Source organism: Reyranella sp. (assembly GCF_036558665.1).
Lineage (GTDB): Bacteria > Pseudomonadota > Alphaproteobacteria > Reyranellales > Reyranellaceae > Reyranella.
Genome location: NZ_DATBFE010000165.1, coordinates 1 through 9,921, shown reverse-complemented (window position 1 = coordinate 9,921; position 9,921 = coordinate 1). Strand labels below are relative to the sequence as shown.

The following is a 9,921-nucleotide window of genomic DNA, read 5'->3' as shown; positions in this document are numbered from 1 at the left end:
GACGATGCAGGACCGACATATCGGCGACGTGCGGGTGACGCGCATCGAGGAGCAGATGGGGCCGGGCTTTCCGGCCCGGGACTTCTTTCCCGAGTTCGACGCCGAGACCTTCGCCGGCCAGCAGCAGTGGCTCGCGCCCGGCTACTACCAGCCGGAGAGCGGGCGGCTGGTGACGTCGATCCATTCGTGGCTGGTGCGCACCGGCAAGTACACGATCCTGATCGACGCCTGCAGCGGCAACCACAAGCCGCGGCCGGGCATGCCGCGCTTCGACATGCTGAACACGAGCTATCTCGAGCGGCTGCGCGAGGCCGGGGTGCAGCCCGAGCAGATCGACTTCGTGATGTGCACGCACCTCCATGTCGATCACGTCGGCTGGAACACGCGGCTCGAGAACGGCAAATGGGTGCCGACCTTCGCCAACGCCCGCTACGTGATGTCGCGCGCCGATCACGACCACTGGGCGGCGCTGGCGAAGAAGCCGGAGACCGAGGCGTATCAGGTCAACACCTACAACGATTCGGTGTTGCCGGTCGTCGAGGCGAAGAAGGCGGAGTTCGTCGCCGGCGAGCACGGCATGTGCGGCTGCTTCACCCTGAAGCCCGCGCCCGGCCACACGCCGGGCCAGATCCGCCTCGATCTCGAGTCGCGCGGCAAGCGCGCGATCTTTGCCGGCGATGCGCTGCACAACCCGGTGCAGGTGCCGCTGTGGACATGGAACAGCTGCTTCTGCGAGGACCGCGAGCTCGCGCGCCGCAGCCGCCACACCCTGCTGGCCGATTGCGCCGAGCAGGGCGCGCTCCTGATGCCGGCCCACTTCGCGCCGCCCCACGCCGCCTATGTGAAGGCGAGGGGCGACCGCTTCGCGCTCGACTGGGATTTCGACAATGCGCGCGGGCGGGTGAACTGACTCTGCCTAGCGTCCCTTCCAGTCGGGCTTGCGCTTCTCGGCGAAGGCCTTCGGGCCCTCGATCGTGTCCTCGCTCCGCGTCATGGCGACGAAGGCGGGATAGTGCAGGTTGTGCATCGCGACCTCGAGCGCCGGCGTGTCGAGCGAGCGCATGACCACCTGCTTGGTGGCGCGCACCGACATCGGCGAGCAGGCGAGGATCTCGCTGGCCCAGCGCCTGGCGGCCGTCATCAGCTCGGCATGTGGTACCACCTCGGTGACGAAGCCCAGCTCATAACCCTCTTTCGCCGGGACGTGGCGGCCGGTCAGCATCATGCCCATCGCCTTCTTGAGCGGGATCATGCGCGACAGCCGCTGCATGCCGCCGGCGCCGGCGGCCAATCCGACCCGCGGCTCGGGCAGGGCGAAGGTCGCCTTGTCCGAGGCGATGATGAGGTCGCAGGCGAGCGCGATCTCGAACCCGCCGCCCATGGCGACGCCGTTCACGGCGGCGATCACCGGCTTGTCGAGATCGTGGCGGTTGGTCAGCCCGCCGAAGCCCTTGAGGGGATGGACCGGCCGCTTGCCGGTCCGGGCCTGCTGCTCGGCATGGTATTTCAGGTCGTTGCCGGCGCAGAAGGCCTTGTCGCCGGCGCCGGTGATGATCGCCACCCAGAGGTCGGGATTGGCCTGGAACTCGTCGAAGGCGTCGACCAGCTCCTGGTTCGCCATCGGATGGCAGGCGTTGTAGACCTCCGGCCGATTGATGGTGACGGTCAGGAGGCGGCCCTCGGTCTCGACCTTGCTGTATTGACCCATATCGCGCTTTCCTCGTCGCGTTGCCGTGAACGGCGGTTTAGCGCAGCGCGGCGCCGCCAGCGACACAAAATGGCGCGCAGGCGGCGAAGAGCCGTGCAACTCAGTGGCGAACGCGGACGAAGGCGGCAGGGGCGCAGTCCCCGTTTTAAACGCATCGCCGCCGCTTTACCTGACGTTGACAAGATTGAATTACGACGCGGCATTGATGTAAAATCTGAGGAGCGAAGACCGGCTTGCGGCCATCGTCGAGGGCAGCTTCGCAACCGCAACATATGGTGGCGGATCACTCGGTTTGCGCTGCGGTAACACGAGATGTGGGGAGGCCTCCGGCGGGCGGGAATCGGCCTCACGGACGCTGCGCAAGACTGTTGCGCGACGGCCACAGGGTCGCCGCGAAAACGCCCGGCTCCTTGCACTGCATCAAAGGCGGTGTGTATAGTCGCCGCGGAGTTGGACACACCCCAGCCCCGCCAACGCTCGTCAGTTTTACAACGAGGGGAAGAACTCATGAAAAAGGCACTTGTGGCTGCTGCGGCGCTCGTCGCGTTGCCGGTCATGGCCCAGGCGCAAACACCGTCGTCTGGCTTCTATATCGGTGCGGAAGGCGGCCTGAACTGGCTGCTGAACACCAACGCCGGCGGCTTCAACATCTCGCCCCAGACCGGCTGGGCGGCCGGTGGCGTGATCGGCTACGACTTCGTCGGCCCGCGCGTCGAGTTGGAAGGCGTGTTCCGCCAGAACTCGGCGAACGTGAGCGGCCCGGTATCGTTCGGCTTCGCCAACACCAGCCGCAACATCGACCAGGTCGGCGTCCTCGTGAACCTGCTGTACGACTTCGCGCCCGGTGCGGTGATCACGCCGTACATCGGCGCCGGCGCCGGCATCGGCTTCGTCGACGGCTTCGACGGGACGGGCAATACCTCGTCGCTCAGCAACACGGTGTTCGCCTACCAGGGCATCATCGGCCTCGGCTGGAACGTCGATACGAACTTCCGCATCAACCTCGACGGCCGCTACTACGGCACGACGAACCCCAACACGGCGTTCGGTGCCTACAGCAACAACAACTTCAGCGTGATGCTCGGCCTGCAGGTCAAGTTCGGTGCGCCGGCCATGGCCGCGCCGCCGCCGCCGCCGCCGGTGGCCGCGCCCTCGTTCATGGTGTTCTTCGACTGGGACCGCTCGAACCTGTCGGCCCAGGCCCTGAACACGATCAAGCAGGCGGCCGACGCCTACAAGGCGAAGGGTAACGCCCGCATCACCGCGACCGGCCATACCGACCGGTCGGGCCCGGAGAACTACAACATGGCGCTGTCGCTGCGCCGTGCGAATGCGGTCAAGGACGCTCTGGTGCGCGACGGCGTGCCGGCCACGGCGATCTCGGTCGTCGGCAGGGGCGAGGCCGATCCGCTGGTTCCGACCGCGGACGGCGTGCGCGAGCCGCAGAACCGCCGCGTCGTGATCGTGATCCAGTAGTCCGATCCGGAACTTCGACGATCAGGGACGGCCGGGTAACTCCCGGCCGTTTCTTTTTGTTCCCTTTGTGGCGGGCGCTTTTCGGGTTGGCGGGCGCTGGCGGGGTCTCTATATCCGGGCGCAGGAGAGCAAATTCATGCCGCAAGTGTTGATGCCCAAGGCGACGGCCGTCTGGCTCGTCGAGAACACGACCCTGACGTTCGACCAGATCTCGGCCTTCACCGGTCTGCATCCGCTCGAGATCCAGGCGATTGCCGATGGCGAGGTCGCGGGCGGCATGACCGGCCTCGATCCCACCACCAACGGCCAGCTCACCAAGGAAGAGATCAAGCGCTGCGAGACCGATCCGGCCGGCCGGCTGAAGCTCAGCCCGCGCGACGTGCCCGAGCCCGTGGCGCGCTCCAAGGGGCCGCGCTACACGCCGGTCGCCAAGCGCCAGGATCGTCCCGACGCCATTGCCTGGCTGCTGAAGGTCCATCCCGAGCTGCAGGACAGCCAGGTCGCCAAGCTGGTCGGCTCGACCAAGAGCACCGTCCAGTCGGTGCGCGATCGCACGCACTGGAACATGCAGAACGTGCGGGCACGCGATCCGGTGACGCTCGGGCTGTGCACGCTCAAGGACCTGAACGACGCCGTCGACCGCGCCCGCCGCAAGGCCGCGCGCGAGGACGCCGCACGCAAGAAGGCAGGCCTTCCGCCGATCGATCCGCAGGCGGAAACGAATGCCGTCGATCCGGCCGAAGCCGACCAGCCCGACGTCGCGCCGCCGGCGAACGCCAACGAGCAGCATAGTTGAGGGCGGACGCCTTCGGCCGTCGGGCCGCTCACACCGTCAGCATCACCTTGCCGACATGATCGGCGCGCTCGAGCTCGGCGTGCGCGGCCGCCGCTTCCTTGAGCGGAAAGGTCTTGTAGAGGATCGGACGGACCTTGCCGCTTTCCAGTAGCGGCCAGACCTTTTCCTGGAGGCCGCGCGCCATGCGGCCCTTGTTCTCCACGCTCTGCGGCCGGAGCGTCGAGCCGGTGAGCGTGAGGCGGTTCACCATCACGAGGCCGGCGCTGATCGTGGCCGTGGCGCCGCCCTGCAGGGCGATCACCACGCAGCGCCCGTCCTGTTTCAGAAGCTGCAGGTTCTTCGGCAGATAGTCGCCCGCCACCATGTCGAGCACGACATCGACGCCGCCCGACAGCTTCTTCACCTCGGCCGCCCAGTCGTTGTCCTTGTAGATCACCGCGTGATCGGCGCCGAGCCTGACCACCGCCTCGGCCTTCTGCGCGTTGCGCACGGTGGTGAAGACGGTCGCGCCGAACGCCTTGGCAAGCTGGATCGCCGTCGTGCCGATGCCGCTCGCGCCGCCATGGATCAGCACCGACTCGCCGGGGCCGAGCCGGCCGCGTTCGAAGAGGTTGTGCCAGACCGTGAAGTAGTTCTCGGGCAGCGCCGCGGCGTGCAGCATGTCGAAGCCCCTGGGCGGCGGCAGGCATTGCGGCGCGGGGACGGTGCAATACTCGGCATACGAGCCGCCCGGCGTCAGCGCGCACAGCGCATCGCCCACGCTCCAGCCGCTCACGCCCGGACCGAGCGCGGCGACGGTGCCGGCCGCCTCGAGGCCGGGAAGATCCGAGGCGCCCGGCGGCGGCGGATAGCTGCCGGCGCGCTGCGCGAGATCGGGGCGATTGACGCCGCTCGCCGCGACCTTGATTAGCAGCTCGCCGTGCCGTGGCTGCGGCACCGGACGCTGCGCCGGCACCAGCGCCTCCGGCCCGCCGGGAGTCCTGATCTCGACACACATCATCGTCGCGGGAAGTGCGCTCATGGGCGGCCTTTCGGATCGGGGGGAGCGATGCTAGGTCTCAATTAGCCGCTTCCGTGGAGCCGCGCCATGGCCTTCGACCTCGACGATCTCGATCCCCGCCACAAGAAGACGAAGCCCCTGAACCTCGACGAGATGAACGTCGAGGACCTGAAGGAGTACGTCGCGGTCCTGAGGGCCGAGATCGAGCGCGTGGAGGCCAAGATCAAGGCCAAGCAGAGCCACGCCTCGGCGGCCGCGTCGATATTCAAAAGGTGAGTTCATGTCGTTGAAGGGTAAATCGGCCATCGTCACCGGCTCGACGAGCGGGATCGGGCAGGCCATCGCTGAAGCTTTCGCCGCCCAAGGCTGCAACGTCATGCTGAACGGCTTCGGCGAGCCGGCGGCGATCGCGCGGCAGCGCGAGCAGATGGCGAAGAAGAACGGCGTCGAGGTCGAGTACAACGGCGCCGACATGAGCAAGCCCGCCGAGATCGCCGACCTCGTCGCCAGGACGAAGGCCGCGTTCGGCGGCGTCGACATCCTGGTCAACAATGCCGGCATCCAGTTCACGGCGCCGGTCGAGCAGTTCCCGGCGGAGAAGTGGGACGCCATCATCGCGGTCAATCTCAGCGCGACGTTCCACGCCATCCACGCCGCCCTGCCGCTGATGAAGGCGAGGAAATGGGGACGCATCGTCAATATCGCAAGCACGCACGGCCTCGTCGCCTCGGCGAACAAGGCGGCCTACGTCGCCGCCAAGCACGGCGTCGTCGGGCTGACCAAGGTGGTGGGCATCGAATGCGCCGACACCGGCGTCACCTGCAACGCCATCTGTCCCGGCTGGGTGCTGACGCCCCTGGTGCAGGCCCAGATCGAGGCCCGCGCCAAGGCCGAGAACATCACGGTCGAGAAGGCCAACCACGACCTGCTGGCCGACAAGCAGCCCCAGGTGCAGTTCACCCGCCCCGACCAGATCGCGGGGCTCGCTCTCTTCCTCGCCTCCGACACCGCCTCCAACATGCAGGGCGCGGAGCTCGTTTCCGATGGCGGCTGGACCGCCCAGTAAGGATCGACCGTGGCCGAAGCCAAGTTCCTGAAGCCCGATACGCTGGCCCTGCACGCCGGCCAGCATCCCGACCCGGCGACCGGCGCGCGCGCCGTGCCGATCTACCAGACGACGTCCTACGTCTTCCGCGACGTCGATCATGCGGCGAGCCTGTTCAACCTCGAGGTCGGCGGCCACATCTACAGCCGCATCTCCAATCCGACGGTGGCGGTGTTCGAGGAGCGCGTGGCGGCGCTGGAGGAGGGATCGGGCGCGCTCGGCGTGGCGAGCGGGCAGGCGGCGCTGCACATCGCCATCGCCACGCTGATGGGCGCGGGCGGGCACATCGTTGCCTCGACCTCGCTCTATGGCGGCACGCGCAACATGCTGGGCCTTACCCTGCCGCGCTTCGGCATCGAGACGACGTTCGTCAATCCGCGCGACCACGACGGCTTCGCGCGGGCGATCCGGCCCGAGACGCGTCTCGTGCTGGGCGAGACGATTGGCAATCCCGGCGGCGAGGTGCTCGACATCCCGCGGATCGCGGCGATCGCCCATGCCGCGAAGATCCCGCTCATGATCGACAACACCTTCGCCTCGCCGGCACTGTGCCGGCCGCTGACGCTGGGCGCCGACATCGTCTTCCACTCGGCGACCAAGTTCATCGGCGGCCATGGCGTGGCGATCGGCGGCGTGCTCGTCGAGTCCGGCCGCTTCGACTGGGAAGCCTCGGGCAAGTTCCCGACCCTCACCGAGCCCTACGCCGGGTACCACGGCATCGATTTCACCGAGGAGTTCGGGCCGCACGCCTTCATCATGCGCGCGCGCACCGAGGGCGTGCGCGACTTCGGCTCGTGCATGGCGCCGCAGACCGCCTTCTATCTGCTGCAGGGGCTGGAGACGCTGCCGCTGCGCATGGCGCGCCACGTCGAGAACGCGCGCAAGGTGATCGCCTTCCTGAAGGGCAACCCGGCGGTCGAGCGCATCGCCTCGCCGGAGCTGGCCGACCATCCCGACCATGAGCTGGCGAAGAAGCTGCTGCCCCGGGGCGCGGGCTCGATCTTCAGCTTCGACATCAGGGGAGGGAGGGAAGCGGGCCGGCGCTTCATCGAGCGGCTGAAGCTCTTCTCGCACCTCGCCAACGTGGGCGACGCCAAGTCGCTGGTGATCCATCCCGCCTCGACGACGCACGCCCAGCTCGATGCCGCGGCGCTGCAGGCGGCCGGCATCGGCGAAGGCATGATCAGGCTGTCGGTCGGGCTCGAGGATGCGGACGATCTGCTCGACGACCTCGGCCAGGCGCTGCGCGCCTCGCAGAAGGCCGTGTCATGAAGCTCGAGGTCGACGGTCGCGACGTCTTCGCGACCACCGGCGGCGTGGCCTTCGATCCGGCGAAGGCGGCGGTGATCTTTCTCCATGGCGCGGGTTTCGATCGCACGGTGTGGCGGCTGCAGACCCGCTGGTTCGCCCATCACGGCAGGAGCGTGCTGGCGGTCGATTTCCCGGCGCACGGCTGGTCGGACGGGCCGATGCTCACCAGCATCGCCGCCATGGCCGACTGGACGGCGGCGCTGATTGAGGCGGCGGGGCTGCGGACCGCCGCTCTCGTCGGCCATTCCATGGGTGCGCTGGTGGCGCTCGACTGCGCCGCCCGTCATGGCGCGAAGGTGCGGGCACTCGGCTTGTGCGGAGTGGCGGCCGGGATGCCGGTGCATCCGGAGATGCTCGAGTCGGCCAAGGCCAACACGCTCAAGGTCCAGGAGCTGATGACCTTCTGGGGCGTGGGCGACGCGCTGCACAAGGGCGGCATGGTCTCGCCCGGCCTGTGGCTGCGGCGCGAGTCGCTCTCGGTCCTGGCGCGCAACAGGCCGGACGTGATCCATGCCGATCTCGCCGCCTGCAACGCCTACAAGGACGCGCTGGAGCGCGCGGCAACGATCCGATGTCCGGCGGTGCTGGTGCTGGGCGACGGCGATCTCATGACTCCCGCCGCCAAGGCGAAACCGCTGACCGCGGCGCTCGCCGGCGCGAGGACGGTCATCGTCGCCGCCTCCGGGCACTTCATGATGGTCGAGCGACCGGACGAGACGCTCGCGGCGCTGCAATCCTGTGTCTGACCGCGTCGCGCTGGTCACCGGCTCGACCTCCGGCATCGGCGCCGCCATCGCGCGCCGGTTGTCGCGCGACGGCTACGTCGTGGCCCTGCATTCGCGCAGTTCGGCGGATGCCGGCAAGCGCATGGCATCGGAACTGAAGGGTGCGAGCTACCACCGGGCCGACCTCGGCGACGAGACCGCCGCCCGCGCCCTGGTCGGGGCCGTCCTGAAGCAGCACGGCCGGCTCGACGTGCTGGTCAACAATGCGGGTCTCTCGATCCGCATCCCGCACGGCGACCTCAAGGCGGCGACGCCGGCGCTGTGGCGGCAGATGCTCGACGTCAACCTGATCGCGCCGTTCGTGCTCGTGGCCGAGGCGGAGGCAGCGCTTCGCCAGGCGGCGGCCGGCGGCCACCCGGGTTGCATCGTCAATATCGGCACCCATGCCGGCGTGCGGCCCAAGGGCTCGTCGATCCCCTATGCCGCCTCCAAGGCGGCCTTGCACCACGTGACCAGGCTGCTCGCGCTCTCGCTCGGACCGGACATTCGCGTCAACGCGGTGGCGCCAGGCCTGGTCGAGACGCCGATGACGGCCGGCTGGCCGGACATGCTCGAGACCTGGAAGACGAGGTCGCCCATGAAGCGACCTGCGAAACCGGAGGACATCGCCGACCTTGTGGCAGCGCTCTGCGCCAACGACTACGTTACGGGCGAGATCGTCATCGCCGACGGCGGACTGAACCTGACCTGAGGCCAACGCGACGGAGGACACCATGAACGTGCAGACCTTGCCGCCGGGCTACAAGACCGCGCCCTGGACCCCGCCCGAGAAGATCGACGGCAAGATGCTGGCCGACGCGAGCGCCGGGCTGATCGAGCTGCTGCGCATCCGCACCCAGCCGATCGGCATGAGGCTGTTCGAGGATCCCGCCGACATGGAAAAGATCCCGGGCGTGCGCAAGCCGACCGAGGGCTTCAAGTTCACCATGTGCCAGATGGTGACCCAGTCGCGCTGGTACGGCTTCACGCTCGGCATCACCGTCGACAATACGCGCGGCGGCAATTGCGGCGGCGTCGTCGGACTCAATCATCCGGGCGAGGGCTTTCTCTCGGGCGACCACATGAACGGCGTGTGGTTCGGCAACAAGGAGGCGTCGGCCGCGCACCAGGCGCAGATGCCGCGGGTGCCGGACGGCACCTACAACGGTCTCGTCGTCTCGCCGCTGCGCTCGGCGCGCCTCGATCCGCCGGACATCTGCCTGTTCTACGGCACGCCGGGCCAGATGATCTATTTCATCAACGGCCTGCAGTATCACCGCTATCGCCGCTACGACTTCACGGTGACGGGCGAGAGCGCCTGCGCCGATTCCTGGGGCCGCGCGCTGGCGACGCGGCAGACCTCGCTGTCGCTGCCCTGCTACGCCGAGCGCCGCTACGGCGGCGTGGCCGACGACGAGCTCCTGATGGCCTGCCCGCCCGACGAGTTCCTGCGCGCGGTCGAGGGCATGGGCCATCTCGGCAAGAACGGCTTGCGCTATCCGTTCCCGCCCTACGGCGCGGCGATGGACCCCGCTTTCGGCATGGCGAAAAGCTACGGCTGACGTGCTGTTCGTCGTCGCCTGGCCCGTGCTGAGCGAGGCCGACGACACCGCGCTCCGGCGGCTGCGGGCGCGATATCATCCGGGCGAGGCCGACCTGATCGGCCCGCATTTCACGCTGGTCTTCGGCGCGCCGCCGGAAAGCGAGGCGGCCTTGCGCCGCTCGCTCGATCAGCTCCGGCAACGACCGTTCTGGTTCATG

General features: G+C 68.3%; 12 protein-coding genes. 10 read left to right on the top strand and 2 right to left on the bottom strand.

All coding sequences use genetic code 11. The features are described 5' to 3' along the window. The coding region (locus VH499_RS23750; protein ID WP_332055248.1) for an MBL fold metallo-hydrolase at positions 1-910 on the top strand (910 nt) is incomplete at its 5' end. Positions 911-916: 6 nt separating this feature from the next. On the opposite strand, the gene VH499_RS23745 is transcribed toward VH499_RS23750, so the two are convergent. Beyond that, complete coding sequence (locus VH499_RS23745; RefSeq protein ID WP_332055247.1) at positions 917-1,708, bottom strand: enoyl-CoA hydratase-related protein; 792 nt, start codon at positions 1,706-1,708, stop codon at positions 917-919. A 507-nt stretch (positions 1,709-2,215) separates the two neighbouring features. Here VH499_RS23745 and VH499_RS23740 point away from each other — a divergent pair. Together VH499_RS23740 and VH499_RS23735 are read left to right on the top strand one after the other, a co-directional pair. Beyond that, entirely contained in the window at positions 2,216-3,184 is a 969-nt protein-coding gene (locus tag VH499_RS23740; RefSeq protein WP_332055246.1) for an OmpA family protein, read from the top strand. A 136-nt stretch (positions 3,185-3,320) separates the two neighbouring features. Then, a complete protein-coding gene (locus tag VH499_RS23735; protein WP_332055245.1) occupies positions 3,321-3,980 on the top strand; it encodes a DUF1013 domain-containing protein in 660 nt (219 codons plus the stop codon). A gap of 28 nt (positions 3,981-4,008) precedes the next feature. On the opposite strand, the gene VH499_RS23730 is transcribed toward VH499_RS23735, so the two are convergent. Then, positions 4,009-5,001, bottom strand: a complete 993-nt coding sequence (locus VH499_RS23730; RefSeq protein ID WP_332055244.1) for an NAD(P)H-quinone oxidoreductase — start codon at positions 4,999-5,001, stop codon at positions 4,009-4,011. A 66-nt stretch (positions 5,002-5,067) separates the two neighbouring features. On the opposite strand from VH499_RS23730, the gene VH499_RS23725 reads away from it, so the two are divergent. The 7 genes from VH499_RS23725 to VH499_RS23695 all read left to right on the top strand — a co-directional run. Further along, the gene (locus VH499_RS23725) at positions 5,068-5,256 is read left to right on the top strand and encodes a DUF1192 domain-containing protein (RefSeq protein WP_332055243.1); all 189 of its coding nucleotides are present in this window, start codon (positions 5,068-5,070) and stop codon (positions 5,254-5,256) included. A 4-nt stretch (positions 5,257-5,260) separates the two neighbouring features. Next, positions 5,261-6,046, top strand: a complete 786-nt coding sequence (locus tag VH499_RS23720; protein ID WP_332055242.1) for a 3-hydroxybutyrate dehydrogenase — start codon at positions 5,261-5,263, stop codon at positions 6,044-6,046. A gap of 9 nt (positions 6,047-6,055) precedes the next feature. After that, positions 6,056-7,357 carry an O-acetylhomoserine aminocarboxypropyltransferase gene (locus tag VH499_RS23715; RefSeq protein WP_332055241.1) on the top strand — a complete coding sequence of 434 codons (1,302 nt, stop codon included), beginning with the start codon at positions 6,056-6,058 and terminating at the stop codon, positions 7,355-7,357. Continuing rightward, the gene (locus VH499_RS23710; RefSeq protein ID WP_332055240.1) at positions 7,354-8,142 is read left to right on the top strand and encodes an alpha/beta hydrolase; all 789 of its coding nucleotides are present in this window, start codon (positions 7,354-7,356) and stop codon (positions 8,140-8,142) included. The genes VH499_RS23715 and VH499_RS23710 overlap by 4 nt, the downstream gene beginning before the upstream one ends. Beyond that, positions 8,135-8,872 carry an SDR family oxidoreductase gene (locus tag VH499_RS23705; protein WP_332055239.1) on the top strand — a complete coding sequence of 246 codons (738 nt, stop codon included), beginning with the start codon at positions 8,135-8,137 and terminating at the stop codon, positions 8,870-8,872. The genes VH499_RS23710 and VH499_RS23705 overlap by 8 nt, the downstream gene beginning before the upstream one ends. Before the next feature lie 22 nt (positions 8,873-8,894). Then, positions 8,895-9,722, top strand: coding sequence for a DUF169 domain-containing protein (locus VH499_RS23700; RefSeq protein WP_414709833.1), 828 nt, complete (start codon positions 8,895-8,897; stop codon positions 9,720-9,722). Between the two features lies 1 nt (position 9,723). Further along, positions 9,724-9,921 (top strand): hypothetical protein (locus VH499_RS23695; protein ID WP_332055238.1); only part of this gene is annotated, 198 nt, incomplete at its 3' end.

Coding starts and splice junctions, on each gene's coding strand:
- VH499_RS23700 (WP_414709833.1), top strand. CDS start 8,895: ATGAACGTGCAGACCTTGCCGCCGGGCTACAAGACCGCGCCCTGGACC.
- VH499_RS23730 (WP_332055244.1), bottom strand. CDS start 5,001: ATGAGCGCACTTCCCGCGACGATGATGTGTGTCGAGATCAGGACTCCC.
- VH499_RS23725 (WP_332055243.1), top strand. CDS start 5,068: ATGGCCTTCGACCTCGACGATCTCGATCCCCGCCACAAGAAGACGAAG.
- VH499_RS23745 (WP_332055247.1), bottom strand. CDS start 1,708: ATGGGTCAATACAGCAAGGTCGAGACCGAGGGCCGCCTCCTGACCGTC.
- VH499_RS23735 (WP_332055245.1), top strand. CDS start 3,321: ATGCCGCAAGTGTTGATGCCCAAGGCGACGGCCGTCTGGCTCGTCGAG.
- VH499_RS23720 (WP_332055242.1), top strand. CDS start 5,261: ATGTCGTTGAAGGGTAAATCGGCCATCGTCACCGGCTCGACGAGCGGG.
- VH499_RS23710 (WP_332055240.1), top strand. CDS start 7,354: ATGAAGCTCGAGGTCGACGGTCGCGACGTCTTCGCGACCACCGGCGGC.
- VH499_RS23740 (WP_332055246.1), top strand. CDS start 2,216: ATGAAAAAGGCACTTGTGGCTGCTGCGGCGCTCGTCGCGTTGCCGGTC.